The organism is Luteibacter flocculans, from assembly GCF_023612255.1.
GTDB lineage: Bacteria > Pseudomonadota > Gammaproteobacteria > Xanthomonadales > Rhodanobacteraceae > Luteibacter > Luteibacter flocculans.
Genome location: NZ_CP063231.1, coordinates 3,622,143 through 3,647,500, shown reverse-complemented (window position 1 = coordinate 3,647,500; position 25,358 = coordinate 3,622,143). Strand labels below are relative to the sequence as shown.

Below are 25,358 nucleotides of genomic sequence, written 5' to 3'. Positions count from 1 at the left end.
GTTGGCTTAGAAGCAGCCACCCTTTAAAGAAAGCGTAATAGCTCACTGGTCGAGTCGGTCTGCGCGGAAGATTTAACGGGGCTAAGCTATGCACCGAAGCTCGGGGTGTACAGATTTTGATCTGTACGCGGTAGAGGAGCGTTCCGTAGGCCTGTGAAGGTGAGTCGTAAGGCTTGCTGGAGGTATCGGAAGTGCGAATGCTGACATGAGTAACGATAAGGGGGGTGAAAAGCCCCCCCGCCGAAAGCCCAAGGTTTCCTCGCGCAACGTTCATCGGCGCAGGGTGAGTCGGCCCCTAAGGCGAGGCAGAAATGCGTAGTCGATGGGAAGCAGGTTAATATTCCTGCACTTTTCTACAGTGCGATGTGGGGACGGAGAAGGTTAGGTCTACCAGGCGTTGGTTGTCCTGGGGAAAGGCGGTAGGCGGTGATCTTAGGCAAATCCGGGATCACTTACGCCGAGCACCGAGACTAGTCCTATGAGGACGAAGTGACTGACACCACGCTTCCAGGAAAAGCCACTAAGCTTCAGCTGTAGAAAAACCGTACCGTAAACCGACACTGGTAGGCAGGGTGAGAATCCCAAGGCGCTTGAGAGAACTCGGGTGAAGGAACTAGGCAAAATGGCACCGTAACTTCGGGAGAAGGTGCGCCCCTTGGTGTGGTCACGTGCGTGACTGAGCATCGAGGGGTCGCAGTAACCTGGCCGCTGCGACTGTTTATCAAAAACACAGCACTCTGCAAACACGAAAGTGGACGTATAGGGTGTGACGCCTGCCCGGTGCTGGAAGGTTAATTGATGGGGTCAGCCGCAAGGCGAAGCTCTTGATCGAAGCCCCAGTAAACGGCGGCCGTAACTATAACGGTCCTAAGGTAGCGAAATTCCTTGTCGGGTAAGTTCCGACCTGCACGAATGGCGTAACGACAGCGGCGCTGTCTCCACCCGAGACTCAGTGAAATTGAAATCGCTGTGAAGATGCAGCGTTCCCGCGGCAAGACGGAAAGACCCCGTGAACCTTTACTATAGCTTTACACTGAACGTTGAGTTCTTCTGTGTAGGATAGGTGGGAGGCTATGAAACCGAGACGCTAGTTTCGGTGGAGCCATCCTTGAAATACCACCCTGAAGTGCTTGACGTTCTAACCTAGGTCCGTAATCCGGATCGGGGACCGTGTATGGTGGGTAGTTTGACTGGGGCGGTCTCCTCCCAAAGAGTAACGGAGGAGCACGAAGGTACGCTCAGCGCGGTCGGACATCGCGCACTGTGTGCAAAGGCATAAGCGTGCTTGACTGCGAGATCGACGGATCAAGCAGGTACGAAAGTAGGTCTTAGTGATCCGGTGGTTCTGTATGGAAGGGCCATCGCTCAACGGATAAAAGGTACTCCGGGGATAACAGGCTGATACCGCCCAAGAGTTCATATCGACGGCGGTGTTTGGCACCTCGATGTCGGCTCATCACATCCTGGGGCTGTAGCCGGTCCCAAGGGTATGGCTGTTCGCCATTTAAAGTGGTACGCGAGCTGGGTTCAGAACGTCGTGAGACAGTTCGGTCCCTATCTGTCGTGGGCGTTGGAGATTTGAGGGGGGCTGCTCCTAGTACGAGAGGACCGGAGTGGACGTTCCGCTGGTGTTCGGGTTGTCATGCCCATGGCATTGCCCGGTAGCTACGAACGGAAGTGATAACCGCTGAAAGCATCTAAGCGGGAAGCACGCCCCAAGATGAGATCTCCCGAGAGCTTGACTCTCCTTAAGGCACCATCAAGACTAGGTGGTTGATAGGCGCGGTGTGGAAGTGCAGCAATGCATTGAGCTTACGCGTACTAATGAGCCGTGAGGCTTGACCATATAACCCCAAGACGCTTCACCGTCTTAATACAATCCTCCGGTCGTTCCCGGACGCTTGTCACTCGTTTACCCCCTTTGTGGAGCCGGCGCTAAGGCGCTGCTCCCACCCCTTCCCTGGCGGCTATAGCGGCGTGGTCCCACCTGATCCCATCCCGAACTCAGAAGTGAAACGCGCATGCGCCGATGGTAGTGTGGCTCAAGCCATGCAAGAGTAGGTCACCGCCAGGGGCTTTATCCTAAAAACCCGGTCTCGTCAGAGGCCGGGTTTTTTTCTTGGCCGCAAACTAATGGCGTGGCGTCGTGCCCGCAGGGCACGACCCGCAACAGGTCACCGACAGGGGCTTTATCCTAAAAACCCGGCCTCAATGAGGCCGGGTTTTTTGCTTGGCCTGTGGGAGCCGCCATGGCGGCGAGGGAGGCTTGTTTGGTGGGAGCCAGCCTGCTGGCGATGGGAACTAGCCTTGCCGCTACAACGCTTCGTGGGCTTCTCGCCGCCATGGCGGCTCCCACAGGCATGACACTCTCGCGACAAAGCGTCATCATGTCTGCGCAGTGCGACAGAACGGGAAGGCGATGGATCCACGACTCAATCGGCGGCAGGAAGAATTGATTGCTATCGTCCAGCGCGAAGGCTTCGCTGGCGTGGACGAGTTGGCCAGTCATTTCGACGTGGCCCCACAGACGATTCGCCGCGACCTGAATCTCCTCGCCGACGCCGGCTTGATTCGTCGCTATCACGGGGGCGTCAGTGCTCCCTCGAGCGTTGAGAACGTCGCGTATGCCGCGCGGCAGTCGCTGCAGGCCGCGGAGAAGAACCGCATCGCTGCATCCATCGCGCGGGAAATTCCCGATGGATCGTCGCTCTTCATCAATCTCGGCACGACAAACGAAGGCGTCGGTCGCGCGCTGCTTGAGCATCGCGATCTGCGCGTCATCACGAACAACCTCAACATCGCCATTTTGTTGAGCGACAACCCCACCTTCGAGGTAATCGTTGCCGGTGGTGTGGTGCGCGGCCGAGATCACGGCGTGACGGGCGAGGCGACGATCGAACTCATCCGCCAGTTCAAGGTGGACTTCGGCATCATCGGTATCTCCGGTATCGAACTCGACGGCACCTTGCTCGACTTCGATTTTCACGAGGTGCGCGTCGCGCAGGCGATCATCGAGCACTCGCGCCAGGTCTTCCTCGGCGCCGACCACAGCAAGATCGGTCGAAATGCGATGGTTCGCCTCGGCGACTTTTCGCATGTCGATGCATGGTTCACCGATCGTCCGCCGCCCGACGTGCTTATCCCCGTCCTCGATGCAGCTGGCACGCAGGTGCACGTGGCCGAGGACTGAATCGCCCAAGGGGGCGCGGGTATCCGACGTCGCCTACGTTGCAGTGCAGCGTGCGATGTTCGTTTATGTTCGCATATGCTCGTTTGCACGCAGGCGATAGCTGGCGATGTCGTAAGAATGTTCGTTTTCGTGGAAAACACTGTCTTAACGGACGAAAACGAACGTACCCGAGCGTAGGGTACGTGCGACGCGCCTCGCCTCCCGCAAACGGAGTAGTCGATGGTCGAGCAGGTCGATGTCTTGGTGGTAGGTGGCGGCGTCAATGGCGTCGGGATCGCTCGTGATGCGGTAGGTCGCGGACTGAGCGTGTGGTTGTGTGAACGCGACGACCTTGCATCCCACACGTCCAGCGCTTCCACGAAGCTGATCCACGGTGGTCTGCGCTATCTGGAGCAGTTCGAGTTTGCCCTCGTCGGCAAGGCGCTCGCCGAGCGTGAGGTACTGCTCCGCGCCGCGCCGCACATCATCTGGCCCCTGCGCTTCGTGCTGCCGCATCAGCCGCATCTGCGTCCTGCCTGGATGATTCGCATCGGCCTGTTCCTGTACGACCATCTGGGCCGTGGTCGTCGCACGCTGCCGGGTTCCCGCCGTGTGCGTTTCGGCAAGCACGTGACCGGCGCGCCCCTGCGCGACGAGTTCTCCGTGGGCTTCGTGTACTCGGATGCCTGGGTCCAGGACGCACGACTCGTTGTGCTGAATGCGATGGACGCGGCGCGGCGCGGTGCACGTATCGAAACCCACACGAAGTGCGTGAGCGCGCGCCGCGATGGCGACGGCTGGACGGCGGAGCTGGAAGCTCGCGACGGGTCGCGACACTTCGTCAAGGCGCGTGCGCTGGTTAATGCAGCGGGTCCCTGGGCCGCGAGCTTTCTCGACGACGTGGTGCGTCTCAAGCACCAGCACACGCTGCGCCTCATCAAGGGCAGTCACATCGTGGTGCCGAAGATCTTCGAGCACCGCTACGCGTACATCTTCCAGCAGCCCGATCGCCGCATCGTCTTCGCCATCCCGTATGAGCGCGACTTCACGCTGATCGGCACGACCGACATCGAATACCACGACGACCCCTCGCATCCTCACATCGGTACGGACGAAACCAGCTACCTGTGCGATGCCGCGAACCGTTACTTCAAGAAGCAACTCACGCCTTCCGACGTCGTCTGGAGTTACAGCGGGGTACGCCCGCTGCTGCAGGACGAAGCAGGCAGTGCATCCGAAGTGACGCGCGACTACCTGCTCGATGTCAATCAGGACGGCGCACCGCTGCTCAATGTCTTTGGCGGCAAGCTCACGACCTATCGCAAGCTCTCCGAAGAGGCCGTCGATCGCCTGGCCCCGTTGCTCGGCAACCGTAACCCGGCGTGGACCGCCGATGCACCTCCGCTACCTGGCGGTGGCGAGCGCGATACCGACGAGTTGCTCGCCGACATTCGCTCGAGCCGCCCCTGGCTGCCTGAAAAGCTCGCATGGCGCCTGGTGCATAGCTACGGAACCCGCGCGCGCGATCTGCTCGGCGAAGCCTCGGGCCTCGATGCGCTCGGCGAGAACTTCGGCTCCGATCTTTACCAGGCGGAAGTCGACTATCTCGTCCGGCACGAGTGGGCCACCGAAGCCGAAGACATTCTCTGGCGTCGCACCAAAGTCGGCTTGCGGGTTACACCGCCCGACGTGGAGCGCCTGTCCGCTTACCTGGCGACGAAGCGCTGACGCGCGAGTCGCCATCCCCCCAGCACGGGCCGTACTGCTGACCGGCCCGCACGATGAAGGAGTACTCAGCATGTCGGTGTATCTGAGTGAGTTCCTCGGAACGATGGTGATGATTCTGCTCGGCGACGGTGTCGTCGCAGGCGTGCTGTTGAAGGATTCGAAGGCCGAGAATGCCGGCTGGGGGGTGATCACGTGGGCCTGGGGGCTTGCCGTGCTCATGGGCATCTTTGTCGCCGCAAAGAGCGGCGCGCACATGAATCCGGCGATTACCCTGGCCCTCGCAGCGATCGGCAAGCTCTCGTGGTCGCTCGTTCCGGGATACGTGGCAGCGCAGATGGCAGGCGCATTCACGGGCGCGGTGCTCGTCTATCTCACCTATCTCGCTCACTGGGGCCGCACGCCGGATCCCACGAAGAAACTGGGCGTGTTCTGCACCATTCCTGCCGTGCGCTCGCTGCCGGCCAACATCCTGACCGAGGTCATCGGCACCTTCGTGCTGGTCTACTGCGTGCTCGCCATCGGCAGCAACGATCTGTCCAAGGGCATTGCACCCATCGCCGTCGCCCTGCTCGTGGTCGTGATCGGCATGTGCCTGGGTGGTCCGACCGGCTACGCCATCAACCCGGCGCGTGATTTCGGCCCGCGCGTGGCGCACGCGCTGCTCCCGATCCCGGGCAAGGGTGGTTCGGATTTCGCCTATGCACCGGTTCCCATTATCGGTTCGATCATCGGCGCCTTGCTCGCCGCCTTCGCCTATACCGCTATCGCGGCATGATTCGAGAGGACTTACCGTGACCAAGAAGACCTACATTCTCGCCATCGACCAGGGCACCACCAGCTCGCGCACGATCCTGTTCGATCACGACGGCAACATCGCCGGTACCGCACAGCGCGAGTTTCCGCAGATCTTTCCGCAACCCGGCTGGGTGGAGCACAACCCGCGCGAGATCATGACCAGCGTGCTCTCGACGATGACGGAAGTCATCAGCAGCTCGCAGATCGATCCCGCGTGCATCGAAGGCATCGGCATCACCAACCAGCGCGAGACCGCGGTGGTTTGGGACAGGCACACCGGCCAACCGATCTACAACGCCATCGTGTGGCAATCGCGCCAGACCGCGGATATCTGCGAGCGGCTGAAGAAGGAAGGCCACGAAGAGATGGTCCGCGAGAAGACGGGTCTTCTCATCGACGCCTACTTCGCCGGCACCAAGGTGCGCTGGATACTCGATCATGTCGACGGTGCGCAGGCGCGCGCCGAGGCAGGTGACCTGCTGTTCGGCACCATCGATACGTGGGTGATCTGGAACCTTACCGGCGGCAAGGTGCACGTCACCGATTACACCAATGCGTCGCGCACCTTGATGTACGACATCCACAAGTGCGAATGGGACGACGAGCTGTTGAAGATGCTCGGCGTACCGCGCGCCATGTTGCCCGAGGTGAAGTCCTCCAGCGAGGTCTACGGCAAGACGTTGTCGAAGCACTTCTTCGGTCGCGAGGTACCTATCGCAGGTATCGCGGGCGATCAGCAGGCAGCGCTGTTCGGTCAGGCATGCTTCGAGGAAGGTCTTGCGAAGAACACCTACGGCACTGGCTGCTTCATGCTCATGAACACCGGCGAGAAGGCCGTCCGCTCGAAAAATGGCTTGCTCACCACCATTGCCTGGGGCGTCGACGGCAAGGTGGAGTACGCGCTCGAAGGCAGCATCTTCGTCGCGGGTTCGGTGATTCAATGGTTGCGTGACGGCTTGCGCATGCTCGGCAAGGCCTCCGATTCCCAGGAGTACGCCGAGCGCGCCAAGGACAACGACGGCGTGTACTTCGTGCCTGCCTTCGTCGGTCTCGGTGCGCCGTACTGGCGAAGCGACGTACGCGGTGCCGTGTTCGGCCTGTCGCGGGGTACCACGAAGGAGCAGTTCATTCGCGCTGCGATCGAGTCGATGGCCTACCAGACGCGCGATGTCCTCGAGGCGATGCAGAGCGATTCCGGTATCCAATTGAAGGAGCTGCGTGCCGATGGCGGTGCCATCGCCAACGACTTCATGGCGCAGTTCCAGGCGGACATTCTCGACGTAACCTTGCTGCGGCCGAAGGTGCAGGAAACGACCGCGCAGGGCGCGGCTTATCTTGCCGGTCTTGCCGTGGGCTTCTGGAAGGACAAGAAGGACATCGCCACCCGTTGGGCGATCGATCGCGAGTTCAAGCCGTCGATGACCGAAGAACGTCGCAACGATCTCTACGAAGGCTGGAAACAGGCGGTCAACGCCACGATGGGATTCAAGCCGCGCAACTGACGCGCACGTATCGCATGCCAGAAACGCAAAGGGCGGCGCAGTGATGCGCCGCCCCTTGTTTTTAAGCGATGTCGAAGGCTCAGGCCAGCTTGTAACCGAACTGTTCCTCGAACTCGCCCGCGAACTGTTCGTAGGTGAAGAACTGGTTCTGCGTGCCCGGATGCTCGACCTTCAGCGCGCCCATCAGCGACGCCATGCGTCCGATGGTCGGCCAGTCGTAGCCCTTCATGATGCCGAAGATGAGGCCTGCGCGATAAGCGTCGCCGCAACCCGTCGGGTCGACGACCTTACGCTCGCGTGCCGGCTGCACCTCGATCGTGGCGCCATCGGCGTGGATCAGCGAGCCGCGCGGTCCGAGCGTCACGATGTACGCCTTCATCTTGGAGGCGATGTCGGACGCGCTCCAGCCGGTGCGCTGCTGCAGCAACTGCGACTCGTAATCGTTGACGATCACGTACGTCGACTTCTCGATCATCGCGCGGAATTCGTCGCCGTTGAACAACGGCATCGCCTGGCCCGGGTCGAAGATGAAGGGCACGCCACGCGCGGCGAACTCGTCCACGTGCTGCAGCATGGCTTCGCGACCATCCGGCGCCACGATGCCGAAGCTGCAATCGGCGATGTCGCGCACGTGATTCTCCTGCGCGCTCGACATCGCGCCAGGATGGAAGGCCGTGATCTGGTTGTTGTCCAGATCGGTGGTGATGAAGCACTGCGGCGTGAACTGGTCGTCGAACTGGCGCACGCCGTCGAGCCGGATGCCGAACTTCTCCATGTGCGCGCGGTACGGCGCGAAGTCCTGACCCACGGTCGCGACGGGCATTGGTTCGCCGCCGAGCAGCTTGAGGTTGTACGCAATATTGCCAGCACAACCGCCGAACTCGCGGCGCATGGCCGGCACCAGGAACGACACGTTCAGGATGTGCACCTGATCCGGAATGATGTGGTTCTTGAACTGGTCCTGGAACACCATGATGGTGTCGTAGGCGAGCGATCCGCAGATAACGGCAGTCATGCGTTGGGAAACCCTGAAGGTGATGGGGCCGTGATCGGCCGCGGCAAAATGCCGTCGACGAGGGTGACGGCAAACCGGCGAATCGTACCCAAAAACGGGTCCGGAGGCGACCGCCGGAGTCGCCCTGGACCTATCCGGGGAGGGTAGCTTCCGCATGCATCATTCGGACTTACAAGGCTTTCTTAACTTATCTGCCCTTGCGTGGGGGAGGGCGCCAATCTAGACTCGCACGCTTACTTTTTGCCGCAACGGGCGCCCGCCGCATCATGTTTAAGAAGTTCCGCGGTCTCTTTTCGAACGACATTTCCATCGATCTCGGCACGGCGAACACGCTCATCTATGTGCGCGGGCAGGGCATCGTCCTGAACGAGCCGTCGGTGGTGGCGATCCGCCAGGATCGCGGCCCGGGTGGCCCGCGAGCCGTCGCGGCGGTCGGTGGCGACGCCAAGCGCATGCTCGGCCGTACCCCGGGCAACATCGCCACCGTGCGTCCGATGAAGGACGGCGTCATCGCCGACTTCACCATGACCGAGGCGATGCTCCAGCACTTCATCAAGCAGGTTCACCGTTCGCGCATGCTGCGCCCCAGCCCGCGCGTGCTGGTCTGCGTGCCCTGCGGCTCGACCCAGGTCGAGCGCCGCGCCATCAAGGAATCGGCCGAAGGCGCGGGTGCGCGTGACGTCTTCCTCATCGAAGAACCGATGGCAGCCGCGATCGGCGCCGGCATCCCGGTTCACGAGGCCCGTGGCTCCATGGTCCTCGACATCGGCGGCGGCACCTCCGAAGTGGCGGTCATCTCGCTCAACGGTATCGTCTACTCGCAGTCCGTGCGCGTGGGCGGCGATCGCTTCGACGAGGCCATCATCAACTACGTGCGTCGCAACCACGGCACCCTGATCGGCGAATCCACCGCCGAGCGGATCAAGCTCGAAATCGGCTGCGCCTTCCCGCAGAGCGAAGTGCGCGAGATCGAAATCTCCGGCCGCAACCTCGCCGAGGGCGTGCCGCGCATGTTCACGATCAACTCCAACGAAGTGCTCGAAGCCCTGCACGAGCCGTTGTCCGGCATCGTGGCGGCGGTCAAGGCGGCGCTGGAGCAGACCCCGCCGGAGCTGTGCTCCGACGTGGCCGAGCGCGGCATCGTGCTCACCGGTGGTGGCGCGCTGCTGCGCGACCTGGATCGCCTGATCTCCGAGGAAACCGGCCTGCACGTGCAGGTGGCCGACGACCCGCTCACCTGCGTGGCGCGCGGCGGCGGCAAGGCCCTGGAGATGATCGACCAGCACGGCAGCGACTTCTTCGCGTTCGAATGATGGCGGCGCGCACGGCGCGGAGGCCGGAGCGCGCAAAGGATGCACAGGAAGCGCTCGCTGCGGCCTGTGACCTGGCGGGCCGGCCGGCTTCCGACAGCGCGGCCCAGAGCATCCCGTCATGGCCCTGAATCGCGACGACAAGTCGCCCCTCTTTGCGCCCGGCGTGGCCGGCACGTTGCGGCTCATCGTCTACCTGGCGCTCGCCTGCGTGCTCATGGTGCTCGATCACCGGGGCGGCTGGCTCGCCAACGTGCGCTATGGCCTGTCGATTCTCGTGGAGCCGGTCTACCGCATTGCCGGCCTGCCATCGCAGGGGTTCCAGGCGGCGACCGTCGCCTTCGCGGATCGGCAGCGCCTCACCGAGCAGAACCAGCGATTGCGCGAGGATCTGCTGCTGGCCAATGCCAAGCTCAATCGCATGGCGTCGGTAGCCGAGCAGAACCAGCGCCTCAAGGAACTGCTCGACACCCAGCACAGCCTTTCGCTGAATGTGCAGCTCGCGCGCCTCATCGGCGTCGATCTCGGCAGCTTCCGTCACCGGATCGTGCTGAACGTCGGCGCGCGTGACAAGGTGAAGCCGGGACAGGTGGTCATCGACGCCCGGGGCGTCATGGGGCAGATCGTCGAGGTCATGCCTACCACCTCGGTCGCCATGCTCATCACCGATCCCAACCACGCCATCCCCGTGACCGTCGAGCGCAGTGGCCTGCGCACCATCGCCTACGGCTCGCGTGCGGGCGACATGCTCACGTTGCCGAACATCCCCGTCTCGGCCGACGTGCAGGTGGGTGACAAGCTGGTCACCTCCGGCTTGGGTGGGCGTTTCCCGCCCGGCTTCCCGGTGGGTGAGGTTCGCGACGTCGCACAGACGCCATCCGGCACCTTCCTGTCGGCCCAGGCGAAGCCCGCGGCGGACCTCGATCGTAGCGAGGACGTGCTGCTTCTGCACGACCTCGCCGAAGTCGATGGGCCGCCCGCGCCGGCGCCCAATGTCGGTCCGCCCGCTTCCCTGGCGCCCGATCCCAACGCGCCCCAACCGACCCTGCCGTCGGTGACGTCGCCCACGGCGACGCCGGTGCCGGCACGCTCGGCGACCGCCGCCACCCCGACGGGGACCGCACGATGAACAAGGTCCGCGTTCGCCAGTTGTGGTTCGCCGCCACGCTGCTGATTTCCCTGTTCCTGATGCTGATCCCGCTGCCGGGCCCGTTGACGCCGTTCAAGCCGTACTGGCCTGCGCTGGTGTTGCTCTACTGGTGCCTGCAATCCGGGGATCGCGTCACGCTGGGCCTCGCCTTCTGTCTCGGCGTCGCGGCCGACCTCTTCGACGGCATACTGCTCGGCGAACAGGCGCTGCGGCTCACGGCCATGGTGTTCATCGCCTTGCGCTTCCGCTCGCGCCTGCGCTTCTTTCCCATGTGGCAGCAATCGCTCGCGGTGCTGGGTTTCCTGCTGAACGATCGCATCCTGTTGCTGCTGATACGCGTTTTCGGCGGCGATCCGTTGCCGCCGCCGGAGTACTGGATCTCGCCGTTCGTTGGCGCAGCCCTCTGGCCGTTCGTCTTTCTCATCCTCGATGACCTTCGCGCGCGTCTGCGCATCCACGAGGCATGAGCAGGCGGCGCGCCTCGATCAAGGAAGTCCGCGGCGAGGTGGCGCTGTTCCGTCGCCGTGCGCTCGCGGGCTTCGTCTTGATCCTGCTGGGCCTCGCCGCCGTATGCGTGCGCTATGTCTATCTGCAGGTGCTGCACCACGACGAGTTCGTGGCACGCTCGGACCAGAACCGCGTGAAGCCGCGCGCGATCCCGCCGGCACGTGGCCTCATCTACGATCGCAACGGCGTGTTGCTGGCCGACAACGTGCCGGCGTTCCGTCTCGAGGTTACGCCCGAGCAGGTGCCCGACATGGACGCCATGCTGCACGAGCTGGGTGCCGTCGTACCGATCAGCGATGAAGACATCACGGCTTTCAAGAAGCAGGTGAAGCAGAGTCGCCGCTTCGAAGGCGTGCCGCTCAAGCTCAAGCTCACCGAGGATGAAATCGGCCGATTCGCCGTGAATCGCTGGCGATTCCCCGGCGTGGACGTGGTGCCCTATCTCACCCGGCGCTACCCGCTCGGTGCGCAGATGGCGCACGTCATCGGCTATGTAAGCCGCATCGACGCGGACGACCTCGATCGCATGGATGAAGACGAGGAGGCCAGCTACAAGGGCACCACACATATCGGCCGCATCGGTATCGAGCGCTACTACGAGAAGCTGCTGCATGGCCAGCCGGGTTACGAACTGGTTGAGGTCAATGCCGACGGCCGTACCCAGGCCGTGCTCGACACCACGCCGCCCACGCCCGGCAAGAACATCTATCTGAGCATCGACGTGCGCCTGCAGAAGGCCGCGGAAGAAGCCATGAACGGTCGCGCCGGTGCCGCCATCGCCATCGATCCGCGCAACGGCCAGGTGCTCGCGTTTGCCAGCGAACCGAGCTTCGATCCCAACCTTTTCGTCAACGGCATCAGCTCCGCCGATTACAAGGCGCTGACCACCGCACCCGACAAGCCGCTGTACAACCGCGGTCTCCGCGGCGTGTATCCGCCCGGCTCCACGGTGAAGCCATTCCTCGCGCTCGGTGGCCTGGCGATGGGCATTCGTCGGCCCAGCGATACCGTGCTGTCCACGGGAGAGTTCTGCATTCCGGGTCAATCGCGCTGCTATCGCGACGACAAGCGCGGGGGCGACGGCACGGTCAACCTGCAACGCGCCATCGAGAAATCGACCAACACCTATTTCTATCGCCTCGCACTCGACATGGGCATCGATCGACTGGCCGACTGGATGGGGCGTTTCGGTTTTGGCCAGAAGACCGGTATCGATCTCGTCGGCGAAGTCGAAGGCATTCTGCCTTCGCGCGAATGGAAGGCCACCCGAAGCAAGGCCGGCTGGTATCCAGGCGAGACGATCATCGCCGGCATCGGACAGGGCTACTGGGCGGTGACACCACTGCAACTCGCGCATGCGACGGCAACCTTCGCCGGTCGTGGCGTGCCGTACAAGCCGCACTTCCTGCTCGACACGCAGGATGGCGTGGATAGCCCGCGCGTGCCGCAGGCGTTTCCACCCACCGGTCCCTCGCTGATCCGGAAGCCGGCGGATTGGGACGCGGTGGACCAGGGCATGATTGCGGTGATCAACGGCGAAGGCACCGGCAAGGGCCTCGGCAAAGGCTTTCCGTACGTGATCGCTGGCAAGAGCGGTACGGCGGAGCGCTTCTCGCGCACCACCAACGCATACAACGAAAACAAGAACACGGCCTATCTCGCCACGCGCCATCGTGCGCTGTTCATTGCCTATACGCCCGCGGAAGATCCGCGCATTGCGGTGGCGGTGGTCCTCGAGGCCGGTGCGTGGGGTGCGAAGGATTCCGGCCCCATCGCCCGCAAGATCCTCGACCAGTGGGTCGTGGACGAGGGCGGCCAGCGACCGACCGATCTGTCGCCTGCCGACGTCGTCACGTCAGACGCCCTGCCCGAAGCGGCACCTGCCAGCGAGGGCACGGCGCCCGCCTCGGCTGCGAGTGCGCCGGCATCGCCCGACGACAACGTCGAGGACCAGGGCCAATGATCCAGAACCTCTCCGCCCGGCTCAAACGCTTCGGCCTGCGCCTGCTCACCCGGCCGCGGCTCGACCTGCCCCTGTTGCTGGCGTTGTTCGTGCTCGGATGCGCCGGGTTGGCGACCTTGTACAGCGCAGGCAACGGCAATCTATCGCTGGTGACGGGGCAGGCGGCGCGCTTCGTGCTCGGCGGTCTGCTGCTCGTTGTGATCTCGCGCATTCCGCCGCCGGTACTGCGTTCGTGGACACCGTGGCTCTATCTCGGCAGCACCGCGTTGCTCGTGGTGGTGGCGGTGCTCGGTGAAGGTCGCGGTGCGTACCGTTGGCTGGACCTCGGTGTGATGCGCTTTCAGCCGTCCGAACTGCTCAAGCTCACCATGCCGATGATGGTGGCCTGGTATCTGCATCCGCGCCAATTGCCGCCAAGCTGGAAGGACATCATCGTTGTCGGTTTGTTGATCGCCGTGCCTGCCGGGCTCATCGCCGAGCAGCCCGATCTGGGTACCGCGCTGTTGGTAGCAGGCGCAGGCGCGTTCGCGCTGTTCCTTTCCGGCATGGCGTGGTGGCGCATCGGACTGCTGGTCGGTGCCGTGGGTGCTGCCATTCCCGTTGCCTGGCAATTCCTCCACGAATACCAGCGCAACCGCGTGCGTACGCTGCTGGACCCAGAGTCCGACCCGCTCGGCAATGGCTGGCACATCATCCAGTCGAAGATCGCCGTAGGCTCGGGTGGCGTGTTCGGCAAAGGGTGGCAGCACGGTACGCAGTCGCGTCTGGAATTCCTGCCTGAGCACACGACCGACTTCATCTTCGCCGTGTTCTCCGAAGAGTTCGGCTTGGTCGGCGTCATCGCCATCATGCTGCTTTACGCATTCATCATCGGCCGCTGCCTGTGGATCGCGATGAATGCGCGCGACACCTATTCGCGCCTGCTGGCCGGCGCCATCGGCATGAGCTTCTTCGTCTACGTGGCGGTCAACGGCGGCATGGTCGCTGGCATCCTGCCCGTGGTAGGCGTACCCATGCCGCTCATCAGCTACGGCGGTACGTCCGCCGTATCGTTGCTCACCGGCTTCGGCGTGCTGATGTCGATACACGCGAACCGGAAGCTGCACGACTAGCGTCGTGTAGCACCGCGAAGCCGCTCTGCTCGTCAGCGACTCAGGTTGCTCAGTGCCAGATCCACGATGGAATCGCCGCGGCCGCTCATCACGGCCTTCAGTGCGTAGAGGCTGAGGCCCTTCACTTGCTCGCCGCTGATCTTCGGCGGGATCGACAGCTCGAGGCGGTTGCTCACCACATCCAGCAACGCCGGGCCTTCATGGGCGAGGACCTCGGCGATGGCCGATGGCAGATCGCTGGCGCGGGCAACACGGCGACCGTGGATGCCCATCGCATTCGCCATGGCGGCGAAGTCGGGGTTACGCAGCTCGACGCCGGTTTCAAGGAGACCGGCGGCCTTCATTTCCAGCTCGACGAAACCCAGCGTGCCGTTGTTGAGCACGATCACTTTCACGGGCAGCTTCTGCTGCGCCAGGGTGATGAAGTCGCCCATCAGCATCGTGAAGCCGCCATCCCCCGACAGCGAAATCACCTGCCGCTCCGGATAGGCCGCTTGTGCGCCGATCGCCTGCGGCATCGCGCACGCCATCGAGCCATGGACCCAGGAGCCCAACAGTCGGCGTTTACCATTCATGCGCAGATAGCGGGCGGCCCAGATGGTGGGCGTACCGACGTCGCAGGTGAAGACGGCATCCTCTTCCGCCAGCTCGCTTACCAGTCGGGTGACCTGCTGCGGGTGGATGAGATCGTGGCCGGGTTCGATCCGCGCCAGTTCGTCCAGGTCGTGACGGGCGCGCTCGTAATGCGCAAGGCAGCGATCCAGATGACCACGCACGCGCTTGGGTTCGATGCGCGGGAGCAGGGCGCGGAGGGTTTCGCCAACGTCGCCCACGATGCCGAGGTCGACGCGGCAGCGTCGGCCGATATTGCCGGGACGGATGTCTACTTGGGCGATCTTGGCATCTTCGGGATAGAACTGCCGATACGGGAAATCGGTGCCGAGCATCAGCAGCGTGTCGCAGTCTTCCATCGCGTGGTAGCCCGAGCTGAAACCGATCAGGCCGGTCATGCCCACGTCGAACGGATTGTCGTACTCCACGAATTCCTTGCCGCCCAGCGCATGCACGATCGGTGCTTTCAGCGCATCGGCCAGGGCAATCAATTCGTCATGCGCGCCCGCGGTACCACGACCGCACAGCAGTGTGACCCGCTTGCCTTCGTTGAGCAGGGCCGCGAGCGCATCGAGCTGGCGCTCGGCCGGCACGACGCGCGGCGCTGCGGGCAACAGGCTAGCGGCAGGCGTTGCGGCTTTCACCGGCGACTTGCGCATCGCGACGTCGCCTGGAATCACCACCACCGCCACGCCGCGTTGGCCGACGGCGGCACGAATCGCGGCGTCGATCACGCGCGGCATCTGCGCCGCGTCGGAAACCATCTCGCAGTACACGCTGCATTCGCGAAACAGTTCGGTCGGATGCGTTTCCTGAAAGTAGCCGTTGCCGATTTCCGCGCTGGGGATGTGCGCTGCGATCGCGAGCACCGGTGTGCGCGAGCGATGGCAATCGAAGAGACCGTTGATGAGATGCAGGTTGCCCGGACCGCAGCTGCCGGCGCACACGGCAAGCTCACCGGTGAGTTGCGATTCGCCACCGGCGGCAAAGGCGGCGACTTCCTCGTGGCGCACGTGGACCCAGTCGATGCGTTGTCGCTGGCGCAGGGACTCGGTGATGGCGTTGAGGCTGTCGCCGACGACGCCGTAAATGCGGCGGACGCCGGCTTCTTCGAGAGTTTCTGCGATCAGGTCAGCGACGTTGGCAATGGACATCGATAGGCTCCTTGGGCGCGAACGGCCATTATGCGGCCGTCGCGATCAAGGTGCCGTCGTCGTGCCATGCCATTCGTAGAGGAAGTCCCATACGCCGTGGCCGAGCCGCATGCCGCGACGCTCGAAGTGCGTCTCCACGCGCCATGCGGGACGCTCCGCTGCCAGCCCCGGCCCAAGCCGGTTACGCCAGCCCGGCGCCGCTTCCATCGTTTCCCGCATGTGCTCGGCATACGCTTCCCAATCCGTCGCCAGATGAAGCAGGCCGCCCGGCGCCATGCGCGACGCGAGCAGCGCCACGAACGCCGGCTGGACGAGACGACGCTTGTTGTGACGCTTCTTGTGCCAAGGGTCGGGGAACCAGATGCGCACCTCTGACAGGCTGCCGGCAGGGATCTCGTGCTCCAGCACTTCTACCGCGTCGTGCTTGTAGAGACGCACGTTGCTCGCATCGCGAGCCGCGAGCGCATTCATCAGCCGGCCGACGCCCGGACCGTGGACTTCCACGCCGACGTAGTCGCGAGCGAGATCGTGCTCGCTGGCCCACGCCAGCGCCTCACCGTTGCCGAAGCCGATCTCCAACACGCGCGGTGCATGACGACCGAAGGTCGCGTCGAGGTCGCGTTCCGTGCCGGTGTAGTCGAGGCCGAAGCGCGCCCAGTGATCGTCGAACGCGCGCTGCTGTGCGGGCGTCATGCGTCCCTCGCGCAGTACGAAGCTGCGGATGCGGCGGTGGAACGGCGCGTCGCCGGAGGTCTCGTCGTCGTGGGTCATGACCATGCCGTTCCGCCGAAAGAGGATGAGCATTCCGCAACGCGATGCATGTCGATGCGGGGCAGGGAGAGTGAGTTCATGCGGGCTATCCGTCGAAAGGCGCGGCATGGCCGCTGCCTATGGCGTGAATCGTTGGGTGGCGAATCCGGGGGAATCGGCACGGAATGCGGTGACAGACTCGACCTGCGATGGGTTTCCACCCCCAATGCACTGGGCCTGGCGGAAGCACATCGCAACGGCGCGCATGCGCGCCTGGGTGTCGGGTCGTCAGCAGAGGGGCATTGTAACGGCCGGTACGCCTAGCCGCAGCCGGTGGCGGCGTAGATCAGCGGCCGTCGCCGCGCCAGCCGCCACGCAGAGGAACGCCGGTACCCGGCTGGTTGCCCGAGCCCATGCCTGTACCGGGCTGGGGGCCGCGGCTGTTCGTTCGGCCGGTGCCCGGCTGCGGCGCGCGGCTGTTGGTCATGCCAGTGCCGGGCTGTGCGGCGCGCGCGGCGTCCTCCGGCCGCACGGGCAGGTTGTTGCCGTAGCCGGGGTTCCATCCGTGATTCCAGCGGTCGCGATCCGACTGTCCCGGCTGGCGCTGTGGTGCGAGCTTCACCCCCGCGCCGCTGGCCGACGGTGCGCCACCACTGCCTGCGGCAAGGCTGAGGGGGCGCCCCTGATCGCGGTCGTTATCGCCATGGTGACCATGCGGGCCATCGTGATCGTGGTCATGGTCGGGCCGGCCGTGGCCGCGCCCATCGCGATCGTTCCAGCCGTAACCCGGCGGGTAACCGCCGCCGTAGTAGCCGCTGTCGCCGTAGTCATCCTGTTGCTGGTAGCTACCGCCACCCGCGGAGACTTGCCCGCCGACATAGAGCCGGGCGGGCTGGGGCAGGGTGCCGGTGCTCACCGTCTCCCGACGCACGGGCGCCGACGGCCCCGAGATATAGCTCACCCCCGGCTTCGGCATGTCCGCCGTGGACACGCTGCGGGATTGCGCAGCGACCGAACCCGCGGCAAGCGCCAGGCCCGCGACGATGGAAAGCGAAAGTATCCGATGCATGCCCCGGCCCTCATGGGATTCCCGGCAAGATTATGCGCGCCCCGCCGACACGTAGCGCAGCCGCCACCGGATACGTTCAGCGGCCCGCCACCTTCCCCCCATCGCCGCACTCGTATTACCATCCAGGCCCGACGCGGGTGTAGCTCAATGGTAGAGCTGTAGCTTCCCAAGCTACTGACGAGGGTTCGATTCCCTTCACCCGCTCCATTTCCTTTGCAGCCTTGCGGCACAACGGTTGCAGGCAATCAGCGATAGCCGGAAACGGCCTTCAAAAAGGTATCGTTTGGGGTATGGCCTTCGTGCCAAAGCCCCTTTCCGCATCGCCCTGTCGGACTCTACGCCCGTTTTCGTGTGCCTGCGAAACCGTACTCGTGGACGGCGCCGTCTCATCCGTCCCCTGCATATGACCAAGCGAGATCGTGCCCTCTGGTTACCGAGTGCATGCCTGTGTCATTCACCTGGGCATTCGAGCGACATCAGATAGGGGATGTTGCGGGGCTTGAAAATGCCCTGGATGCTGTCCGCGGCTCTCACCGAGTGGCCGCGTCTTCTTGCCGAATTTTCGCATTGCTGAGTTCGGCGAGAAGGGAGCATTACGCAACGTCGCTGGTAGTCTGAGATCGCTTCGCTCTATTGCCGTTCGGCAAGGGTGGGTAAAGCCAATTCTGTAAATCAGGGGATGTCGCATGGAAGTATGGGTCAAGTCTTTTGACGTCGAGATGCAAGTCAAACAGAACGGTATTGAGCTCGAAGTGAGAAACCCAAACGGGTCTTCCCAACTCGGCGACTGTTACGCAACGATGACCGGTCTGGTGTGGTGCAAGGGAAGGACCACCAAGAAGCATGGCGTGAAACTCAAGTGGGAAGACATCGCTGCAATCTGCAGCTCTCCCGAGGCGGTAAAGGCTGCCGTTAAGGCAGCGAAGGATGCTTCGACGTAATACGGACTATAGCCTTCACTCTGAGGGATCTGGCTCCATCAATGGCAGTCCAAGAGAACGGAGCTTCGCTGAGCCGCTCCGAGGGGCTTTGTCATGCACCGAAAATTTCATTTGAAGGGACGATTAAAGGAAAGACATTCTTTGAAAATGCACGGCTCAAGACTTTCATTATCTGTCTGGGCTCGTAGAAAACTATGCTTCCTTTACTGACGACAGCAGGAGGAAAAAGCTTCTCCTGGAGTTGGACAACGACTCCACGAAAAAGAAGAACTCGTCACGTTTGTAGATGAGCAGGTTCGTTACTTCGGCTCCTCAGACGTTGCTTGCTTTGCCCGAAAAATCATCGGGAAGTCAGTTGCCGTAAGCGCCGACGCACATGTGTTCTCCGCCTTTTTCGCTTTCTATAGTCCGTCCCGTTCCTCGTCGACACCCCATTGATCGCCGGTGGCGGATCAGAAGCAGCGGCACTTATACGAGCTCATGGACGCCGTGGGCGGCGCGAAGTCCTACGATCTCATCGAGCCCATTAACGGAGACAAGTGGGCCGGGGTGGGGAACAACTGAGCGACGAGCGGCATGACGAACTCCTCCGCGCTTAAATCCTGGCCCGTCAGCTATCTGATCAGTAGCTAATGGGTCAGGTCGTGCAACGCAGCGGCTTGGTCGCTTGGTTCAATTTCCGCTAGGACATCATCGACCGACGTAGAACTAGATTGACGCAGGGATTCTCGGGGAGAAAGCGTGCCGAACCTGACCATTCATCTGCTTCGGGAAAGCATCCAGCATCATTCCGATGCTGTCGGTTTTACGGCGGCAAAGCATATCTCTATCGATGACGGCATCCGCCACATCGGGGACCTGTATGTGGCGCCCAAGCCGGAGAAGCCACCGACGTGGGCGAGCATCTTCAAGGACCATGTTGCCGACCTCAGTGAGCTTGGCATGGTCAAGTCGACCGGTGGCGTGCTCATCGTCAAGGCCAAGGGGCGACACTTCGCGCTGACGTTTGGACAGGGGCGTTTCATCCTCGACCAAGACAAGATTGAGGAGCGGTTTGGCCTGCTGGCGACGCTCAACTCGCTGGAGGCGGACGCGCTACGGAGCATCGACAAACGCACCTTCGACGCCGTCGACCAAAACAGCAGGGTCCAGGTTGGCCTAACCAGCGCCGCTGCCGACTTCGGCATTGATATCGAGCGCGATCTCATCAAGGGCATCGTGGGTTACCCGAAAGGGAAGAAGGCCGATCTGCTCGGACGCCGGATGTCGGGGTCCGATGCGCTGACGGTCAGCAGGGACATCAACCTCAGGACCATCCGCAAAGCACTGGCAGCCTACCTCAGGGCCTACGAATCGACGGACTACCGGGAACACTTCGCCTGGGTTGACCAAATTCACCAGGTCAGGAAGAAGGGGCACCTGGCAACTGAGCTCGATGGGCTCCTGATTGGAAAGCTCGAAGCGGTCCAGTCGCAGGGTGGGCAGGGCGGCGATTGCTGGCTGGCAGCGCCAGACGTACTCGACTGGGATGTGGTCGAGGGCTTCCGGTTCACTCAAGCCAAAGGTGATGGTTACCTCACCGACATGCACCTGCCGGGGTTCTTCGACACGGTCAAGAACACCGAGCTCTCCGTTGAGCTGCTGAAGATGCGACACGTGTATGCGGTAAATGCGGACCACATGGAGGTCAAGCACTGGACCGTCTACAAGTGCATCCACTGCGAGGTGGAATATGACGGGAAAAGCTACCTTCTGTCCGGCGGGCAATGGTTCGAAATCAAGAAGGACTTCGTTGACACCGTCAATGAGTTTTTCGACGGCATGAAGGTCTTCGAACATGCTCTGCCTGACTACCAGCACGCCAAAGAAGGCGCGTACAACGCGGAGCTTTGTGGGTCACATCAGGATTACTGGGCATTGATGGACCTCAAGCACATCAAGGTCGGCGGCGTCCACGACAAGGTCGAGTTCTGTGACGCCTACAGCACCGGGATGGAGCTTCTACACGTCAAGCACTACGGCGGCTCGAACCTCCTTGGTCATCTCTTTAACCAGGGGCTGGTCTCCGGTGAACTGCTGCGTGACCATCCCAAGTACGTCAAGCTCGTCAACAAGGAACTGCCGCCTTCCTATGCGCTCAACGATGCCGATGAGATGCCGAGGGATGTCAGTGCATACACCATTGTCTTCGGCATCATCAGCCAATCCGATGAGCCCAAGCTGCGCATTCCCTTCTTTGCAAGAGTCGCCCTGAAAAACGTCTACCGACGCCTGGAGTCCATCGGCTACACGAACATCTGCATCGCCAAGATATCCGTCGATCCGATTTTCAAGCAGAAGACGCAACTTCCGCCGGGGAAAGTGAAGGGGAAGAAGAAATAGGTGGCGCGGGCGATCTCTCCTCCACGAGCTCGTATTCTTCGGCCGGCCTATCCTTAGTTCTAGCTCTCGACCTTTATGTTCAGTCAATCGCTGTGTTGTTTCCGTGCCAACCCTGCCTTAATGGCCGCGCCGATATGGACGGCTTGGTGGGTGTACATTGCAAATAGGGGTGTCCATGGGCCTTTAAGAGCGCAGCATCTAAGGTATCGGCATCGTGCCAACGTCCCAACCATTCTGCGTTTTGCCACTGGGTTCATGCGAGCCTGGCTCCTGTGGATATGCCTTCTGTCACTCTATTGGGGCGCTTCCCAGTCCTAGCTCGCGAGAGTGCTCCGCATCAGACCGGCATAAGCATTGCCGAACATAGACCATGACCTACGAAATCATTCAGCCCCCCTTCGAGAAAAATCTCGAGGACATGGCGAAGGCCGAACTCAAGCAGTATTTTCAATGGTTCCTAGACGTGCTCCCCAAGCGTGTCGGCGTGCTTGAGGAAGCCGTGTATACCACTCCTGGATTTGAGAGCTGGCGTGCAGACTACTCCCCGTCATCGCTTGGCCCCCTCGGTCAGTGGTTCGCGACACAGGTAGAAACCCGAAGTCTTAGTGAGACAGAAAGGCAAAAAATAAGAGAGAAGAATGGTCCGAATGCTGTGCCGGACGAGCAACTGACCCACAAAACTTTCTCTGTAGCCGTGGATATCGGCATGTATCTGGGACAAGTGTTTATGACCAATCACCCCTCTTTGAAGTGGGCGCAAGACATCTCCGATAAGAGATTCGCTTTTTACGGCCAACCGTTGATTGTTGGCTTCGGTTCCGTACCGTTCAATCCGGCGGGCACCGTATTGGTCCAGGCGCACGGCATAGTTAGTAAGACTAAGACGGGAGACCGGCTTAGGGAGGTTTACGACATTTGGGAAAAGCGGATAGAGCAACCTTCTTGAGCCTGGTGGACAATCGCACTTACTGCGAATCCAACTGGGGAATGAGGCAATTCATCGCGTTGTATGCCCGGATGGTCTGCGGTCGATGGATGGCTGCGACGCCTCCCGCGTCAGTAGCGCTGGGGTTCGATTCCGATCTCGGCCGAAGGCGATTGCACGTGACGTTATCGAACGTCTGCACCTTCGGACCGCATCGACCATCGCTTCAGGCCGCTCAATGACTATGGAGCGGCGCGGCCACTACACGGCTACATGCCATGCCCACCGTGAGACATGACCGGACCTTGCGATTGCATCTGCTGCTGCGTCACCTGCTGGCCTTGCGCCTGCTGTTGCGCTTGTTCGAACTGCTGCATGGCTTGTGGCCATTTGGCGCCGCTCTGCTCCATCGGCGTCATCGCTTCCGCCGTGGGCACGCTCGTCCGCAAGTCGAACAAATGGTCCGTTCGCCCCGGCGGGGTCTGCACCGACCACAGCCGCTGGCCGTCGGTCGATAGCGCGACCATGTCGATGCGCTGCAAGCCATCCGCGCGGGCTTGCACGGCGGCCGCCGAAGCCAGCTGGTTACTGTGAACGTCCGGGGTTCGGCCCAAGCTCTGGTCTAGCTCGACAACATGCCCACGAGCTTGTTGGTAAAGCGCATGGTCCGGGTGCGACGGGTCGTCCAGGCGCTGTGGCGCCACGGGCACATACTGGTATTGATGCGGACCGTCCGCCGTGTGGTCGAACGCGTGTGGGGTGGCCGGTTGGATGCTGCTATCCAGATACGGGATGGACTGCTTCGAAGGCGCCAGGTTTAGCCCTGCCTTCTCCATCATGTCCTCGTACAACCCGGCGTGTTTCATGTTGATCTGAATTTGCGGGGCGGGGCCTCTGCCGTGTGAGGCGGCTCGCTCTTCGGCGCCAATGGTCGCCACCGCCCAGCCGGCGTAATAGTTCGGGTAGTCTTCCACCCCGCCGTGTGCCAAGGCCATCGGGTTGCGGTTGTCACCCGGCTGTCGATGTGCGGACGTGGGTCGGTCGAAATAGTTGTGGCCCATCGCGGCGACGTTCGCTGGCGTGAAGGGCATGCTCAAGTCAGGATTGAGCTGAACATTGCCATGGGCGACGAACCCCGCCCCATGCGGCTCGATGAAGTCAGCCGTCCGCGCAGGCAACGCATTGGCCATGTCGGTCAGCGTGACGTGGCCTTGGTCGTGCTGCACGCGGCTGCGCAGCGCATTCCATCCGGCAATTTGCGCGCCGGCTTCGTCATCACGCCCACTCTGAATGTGCCGCTCGACCAACGCGGTGTAGTCATGCACCGGACCGGGCGAGGCAGCCATCGTGCGCACATCATGAACAAACACGGTCCTTGCTTGCGCGGCAGCTTGTGCGTTGAATCCGTGTTGGACTTCATGCCCGATGACGAAGGTCAAATCATGCGGGTTGTAGGTGCCCGAACTGTGCGCACCTCGGGTCATCAGCGATTCGCTGACCAGGTTCATGGCGTGGTCGGAGGCGTTGAAGCTGCCTCCTACGCCCGCACCGGGTGCGGTGAACGCAAAGGATTCGAGGATGCGGTGCGACGGTTGAAGTGGGTCGGTCGTCGTGGCGGCTCGCTTGATTTGTTCAGCCAATGCTGGCGAATTGTTGAGCGTGCCTTGCAAGTTATTTAGCATGTCCGGGGTGACCGCTTGGCTCACCCCCGCGGCGTCGGTGTAACTCTTTGCGCCAAACTCCGTGACCATCGCTTGCACGCGCAGCACGGCACCTACGTCAGGGTGCGAGCCGGCGAAAGCGGATATGGGTAAGGTCATCGTGCCAGTCGTGCGGTCGTATTCGCCCACGGGGCGATCGGGCGTGCCAGCGGCCGCGAGTGCAAACCCGTTCAGCGCACCGCGCGCCGCCTGCGTATCCAGACGTTGGCTCACGTCGGGGTCGGCGGACAACGCAGCGCGAAGTGCCGATACATCGGCGAGGCTGACGCCGGGCTGTTGAGCAAACTGCTGGACCGCCGCATCAAGAGCCGGATGGGGTGCTGCCATGGCAATCCTTTTTCGGTCAGTGACCGTCGCTGGTCTGGATGGCGAGCACGCAGGCGGTGCCGTCGATGTCCGTGCCGTCCCGCGGGGTCAGGGTCAACACCACATCGTTCTTGCTGAACTCGATGGCCAGGATGCTTCCGATTTCGGAAGGCACGGGTCGCTCGACCCAGCCGTGGGCAGTCAATGTGCTGCGCAACCGGTCAAGGGGCAATGCACACACCGGCGTGGCATCAGCCGACCGGTCCGGATGGTCGAACCAGAAACGGAAGCCGTTCTTCATCGACGGTCGGGCATCGGACTGCTGCACCCAGTAGGTCCAGCCTCGGCCGATATCCGGGCTGTGGTAGACCGTCCAGCCCGCACCGTTTTCGGAGTCGGGGCCGAGCGTCACACCGAAGGCATGGCCCAGCGGTGCAGGCTTGAGTCTATCGGTGCTGTCCAAGGTCGTCAGGAAAGCAAGCAAATGGTCAACGGCCGCGCGCGCCCCGGGCAGCGCGTGGGCTTCAAGGGAAGACGACATGGCATGGTCCTGGGTGGAGAGCGGAGCAGAGGTGCTGGCAGTGCGTGGCGCGACTTGCTGGGCCGGTGTGGCGCAAGCGACCAAGATCGAGGCCAGAAGGCTAGCCAGTAGCGTGGCAGGGCGCGTCATCGAAGCATCGTCCGTGGCTCCTATCGGGTGGGCCGCCTTGCGGGCGGGCGGTCCATCTTAACGAACAGCTCGCGCGCTTTTGTAGGACATGGCGCACGGGTTGACCTCTCATCAAAGGCTCACGCCATCGACGTATCGCTTTATCGACGCTGGTAGACCACGCCCTGAACCAAGACCTGTTCGGTATCCGGCTTCTCGTCAAAACGTCTATGTGCATGGGCAATAGCGGCTTGGTTCTCGTTCGCCCAGTCGACCAGCGCCATGACCGGCTTCAGCAGCGTTCTTCCCAATTCAGTGAGTTCGTAATCGACGCGGGGAGGAATCGTCGGATACATCGTGCGCGTGATAAGGCCATCGCGTTCGAGTCCTCGCAGGGTCAGCGTCAGCATGCGTTGTGAAATGCCGTCGATGCCACGCTTCAATTCATTGAAACGCTTCGGGCCGTTCGCCAGCGTGGCGATGATGTAGAGGCTCCACTTATCGCCGATGCGATCCAGGATTTCACGGGTTGCCAGACAGCCGCCATCGTCTGGGGAAGGCATATCGGTAGGCTGCTCAATGTGACCAGGTGACATGC

19 protein-coding genes, 1 tRNA gene and 2 rRNA genes (1 of these 22 only partly in view) are annotated in these 25,358 nt (G+C 62.3%); 15 read left to right on the top strand and 7 right to left on the bottom strand.

Annotation, left to right across the window (positions count from 1 at the left end):
• The 6 genes from IM816_RS15865 to glpK all read left to right on the top strand — a co-directional run.
• A 23S ribosomal RNA gene (locus tag IM816_RS15865) occupies positions 1-1,846 on the top strand; it begins 1,039 nt to the left of the window's first position.
• A gap of 113 nt (positions 1,847-1,959) precedes the next feature.
• Positions 1,960-2,074, top strand: a 5S ribosomal RNA gene (gene rrf, locus IM816_RS15860).
• A gap of 345 nt (positions 2,075-2,419) precedes the next feature.
• A complete protein-coding gene (locus tag IM816_RS15855) occupies positions 2,420-3,190 on the top strand; it encodes a DeoR family transcriptional regulator (RefSeq protein WP_250338830.1) in 771 nt (256 codons plus the stop codon).
• Positions 3,191-3,409: 219 nt separating this feature from the next.
• Positions 3,410-4,897 carry a glycerol-3-phosphate dehydrogenase gene (gene glpD, locus IM816_RS15850; protein WP_256470188.1) on the top strand — a complete coding sequence of 496 codons (1,488 nt, stop codon included), beginning with the start codon at positions 3,410-3,412 and terminating at the stop codon, positions 4,895-4,897.
• Positions 4,898-4,967: 70 nt separating this feature from the next.
• Entirely contained in the window at positions 4,968-5,672 is a 705-nt protein-coding gene (locus IM816_RS15845) for an MIP/aquaporin family protein (protein WP_250338829.1), read from the top strand.
• Between the two features lie 16 nt (positions 5,673-5,688).
• Positions 5,689-7,194: a glycerol kinase GlpK gene (gene glpK, locus IM816_RS15840; RefSeq protein WP_250338828.1), complete on the top strand. Its 1,506-nt coding sequence runs from the start codon at positions 5,689-5,691 to the stop codon at positions 7,192-7,194.
• A 79-nt stretch (positions 7,195-7,273) separates the two neighbouring features.
• Here glpK and IM816_RS15835 read toward each other — a convergent pair whose 3' ends face one another.
• Complete coding sequence (locus IM816_RS15835; protein WP_250338827.1) at positions 7,274-8,209, bottom strand: carbohydrate kinase family protein; 936 nt, start codon at positions 8,207-8,209, stop codon at positions 7,274-7,276.
• Between the two features lie 266 nt (positions 8,210-8,475).
• On the opposite strand from IM816_RS15835, the gene IM816_RS15830 reads away from it, so the two are divergent.
• The 5 genes from IM816_RS15830 to rodA all read left to right on the top strand — a co-directional run bounded on the left by IM816_RS15830 (position 8,476) and on the right by rodA (position 14,251).
• A complete protein-coding gene (locus IM816_RS15830) occupies positions 8,476-9,522 on the top strand; it encodes a rod shape-determining protein (protein ID WP_072322142.1) in 1,047 nt (348 codons plus the stop codon).
• A 118-nt stretch (positions 9,523-9,640) separates the two neighbouring features.
• Positions 9,641-10,648, top strand: a complete 1,008-nt coding sequence (mreC, locus tag IM816_RS15825; protein ID WP_250338826.1) for a rod shape-determining protein MreC — start codon at positions 9,641-9,643, stop codon at positions 10,646-10,648.
• Positions 10,645-11,136 carry a rod shape-determining protein MreD gene (gene mreD, locus IM816_RS15820; protein ID WP_072322138.1) on the top strand — a complete coding sequence of 164 codons (492 nt, stop codon included), beginning with the start codon at positions 10,645-10,647 and terminating at the stop codon, positions 11,134-11,136. Before mreC ends, mreD begins: the two co-directional genes overlap by 4 nt.
• Positions 11,133-13,139: a penicillin-binding protein 2 gene (gene mrdA / locus IM816_RS15815; protein ID WP_250338825.1), complete on the top strand. Its 2,007-nt coding sequence runs from the start codon at positions 11,133-11,135 to the stop codon at positions 13,137-13,139. Before mreD ends, mrdA begins: the two co-directional genes overlap by 4 nt.
• Positions 13,136-14,251, top strand: coding sequence for a rod shape-determining protein RodA (rodA, locus tag IM816_RS15810; protein ID WP_250338824.1), 1,116 nt, complete (start codon positions 13,136-13,138; stop codon positions 14,249-14,251). The genes mrdA and rodA overlap by 4 nt, the downstream gene beginning before the upstream one ends.
• A gap of 32 nt (positions 14,252-14,283) precedes the next feature.
• On the opposite strand, the gene poxB is transcribed toward rodA, so the two are convergent.
• The 3 genes from poxB to IM816_RS15795 all read right to left on the bottom strand — a co-directional run bounded on the left by poxB (position 14,284) and on the right by IM816_RS15795 (position 17,836).
• Positions 14,284-16,017, bottom strand: a complete 1,734-nt coding sequence (gene poxB, locus IM816_RS15805) for a ubiquinone-dependent pyruvate dehydrogenase (protein ID WP_250338823.1) — start codon at positions 16,015-16,017, stop codon at positions 14,284-14,286.
• Positions 16,018-16,062: 45 nt separating this feature from the next.
• Complete coding sequence (gene trmB / locus IM816_RS15800) at positions 16,063-16,788, bottom strand: tRNA (guanosine(46)-N7)-methyltransferase TrmB (RefSeq protein ID WP_250338822.1); 726 nt, start codon at positions 16,786-16,788, stop codon at positions 16,063-16,065.
• Between the two features lie 325 nt (positions 16,789-17,113).
• Complete coding sequence (locus IM816_RS15795; RefSeq protein WP_250338821.1) at positions 17,114-17,836, bottom strand: hypothetical protein; 723 nt, start codon at positions 17,834-17,836, stop codon at positions 17,114-17,116.
• Positions 17,837-17,969: 133 nt separating this feature from the next.
• Between IM816_RS15795 and IM816_RS15790 the strand changes: the two genes are divergently transcribed.
• The 4 genes from IM816_RS15790 (at position 17,970) to IM816_RS15775 (ending at position 22,105) form a co-directional block, all read left to right on the top strand.
• Positions 17,970-18,043: transfer RNA gene (locus IM816_RS15790), tRNA-Gly, on the top strand.
• 479 nt (positions 18,044-18,522) lie between these two features.
• Positions 18,523-18,777, top strand: a complete 255-nt coding sequence (locus tag IM816_RS15785) for a hypothetical protein (RefSeq protein WP_250338820.1) — start codon at positions 18,523-18,525, stop codon at positions 18,775-18,777.
• Positions 18,778-19,518: 741 nt separating this feature from the next.
• Positions 19,519-21,159, top strand: a complete 1,641-nt coding sequence (locus IM816_RS15780; RefSeq protein ID WP_250338819.1) for a DUF6119 family protein — start codon at positions 19,519-19,521, stop codon at positions 21,157-21,159.
• Between the two features lie 370 nt (positions 21,160-21,529).
• Complete coding sequence (locus IM816_RS15775; RefSeq protein ID WP_250338818.1) at positions 21,530-22,105, top strand: hypothetical protein; 576 nt, start codon at positions 21,530-21,532, stop codon at positions 22,103-22,105.
• A 248-nt stretch (positions 22,106-22,353) separates the two neighbouring features.
• Here IM816_RS15775 and IM816_RS15770 read toward each other — a convergent pair whose 3' ends face one another.
• The 3 genes from IM816_RS15770 to IM816_RS15760 all read right to left on the bottom strand — a co-directional run bounded on the left by IM816_RS15770 (position 22,354) and on the right by IM816_RS15760 (position 25,356).
• Positions 22,354-24,132, bottom strand: a complete 1,779-nt coding sequence (locus tag IM816_RS15770) for an XVIPCD domain-containing protein (RefSeq protein WP_250338817.1) — start codon at positions 24,130-24,132, stop codon at positions 22,354-22,356.
• Positions 24,133-24,148: 16 nt separating this feature from the next.
• Positions 24,149-24,781 (bottom strand): hypothetical protein, encoded by a 633-nt coding sequence (locus IM816_RS15765; protein WP_250338816.1) that lies wholly within the window; start codon positions 24,779-24,781, stop codon positions 24,149-24,151.
• A gap of 140 nt (positions 24,782-24,921) precedes the next feature.
• Positions 24,922-25,356, bottom strand: coding sequence for a winged helix-turn-helix transcriptional regulator (locus IM816_RS15760; RefSeq protein ID WP_250338815.1), 435 nt, complete (start codon positions 25,354-25,356; stop codon positions 24,922-24,924).
• Between the last annotated feature and the right edge of the window lie 2 nt (positions 25,357-25,358).

What these genes read in the sequence shown, in the direction of transcription:
- IM816_RS15855 (WP_250338830.1), top strand. Translation starts at nt 2,420, where the DNA reads ATGGATCCACGACTCAATCGGCGGCAGGAAGAATTGATTGCTATCGTC.
- glpD (WP_256470188.1), top strand. Translation starts at nt 3,410, where the DNA reads ATGGTCGAGCAGGTCGATGTCTTGGTGGTAGGTGGCGGCGTCAATGGC.
- IM816_RS15845 (WP_250338829.1), top strand. Translation starts at nt 4,968, where the DNA reads ATGTCGGTGTATCTGAGTGAGTTCCTCGGAACGATGGTGATGATTCTG.
- IM816_RS15835 (WP_250338827.1), bottom strand. Translation starts at nt 8,209, where the DNA reads ATGACTGCCGTTATCTGCGGATCGCTCGCCTACGACACCATCATGGTG.
- IM816_RS15830 (WP_072322142.1), top strand. Translation starts at nt 8,476, where the DNA reads ATGTTTAAGAAGTTCCGCGGTCTCTTTTCGAACGACATTTCCATCGAT.
- mreC (WP_250338826.1), top strand. Translation starts at nt 9,641, where the DNA reads ATGGCCCTGAATCGCGACGACAAGTCGCCCCTCTTTGCGCCCGGCGTG.
- mreD (WP_072322138.1), top strand. Translation starts at nt 10,645, where the DNA reads ATGAACAAGGTCCGCGTTCGCCAGTTGTGGTTCGCCGCCACGCTGCTG.
- mrdA (WP_250338825.1), top strand. Translation starts at nt 11,133, where the DNA reads ATGAGCAGGCGGCGCGCCTCGATCAAGGAAGTCCGCGGCGAGGTGGCG.
- rodA (WP_250338824.1), top strand. Translation starts at nt 13,136, where the DNA reads ATGATCCAGAACCTCTCCGCCCGGCTCAAACGCTTCGGCCTGCGCCTG.
- poxB (WP_250338823.1), bottom strand. Translation starts at nt 16,017, where the DNA reads ATGTCCATTGCCAACGTCGCTGACCTGATCGCAGAAACTCTCGAAGAA.
- trmB (WP_250338822.1), bottom strand. Translation starts at nt 16,788, where the DNA reads ATGACCCACGACGACGAGACCTCCGGCGACGCGCCGTTCCACCGCCGC.
- IM816_RS15795 (WP_250338821.1), bottom strand. Translation starts at nt 17,836, where the DNA reads ATGCATCGGATACTTTCGCTTTCCATCGTCGCGGGCCTGGCGCTTGCC.
- IM816_RS15785 (WP_250338820.1), top strand. Translation starts at nt 18,523, where the DNA reads ATGGAAGTATGGGTCAAGTCTTTTGACGTCGAGATGCAAGTCAAACAG.
- IM816_RS15775 (WP_250338818.1), top strand. Translation starts at nt 21,530, where the DNA reads ATGACCTACGAAATCATTCAGCCCCCCTTCGAGAAAAATCTCGAGGAC.
- IM816_RS15770 (WP_250338817.1), bottom strand. Translation starts at nt 24,132, where the DNA reads ATGGCAGCACCCCATCCGGCTCTTGATGCGGCGGTCCAGCAGTTTGCT.
- IM816_RS15765 (WP_250338816.1), bottom strand. Translation starts at nt 24,781, where the DNA reads ATGACGCGCCCTGCCACGCTACTGGCTAGCCTTCTGGCCTCGATCTTG.
- IM816_RS15760 (WP_250338815.1), bottom strand. Translation starts at nt 25,356, where the DNA reads ATGTCACCTGGTCACATTGAGCAGCCTACCGATATGCCTTCCCCAGAC.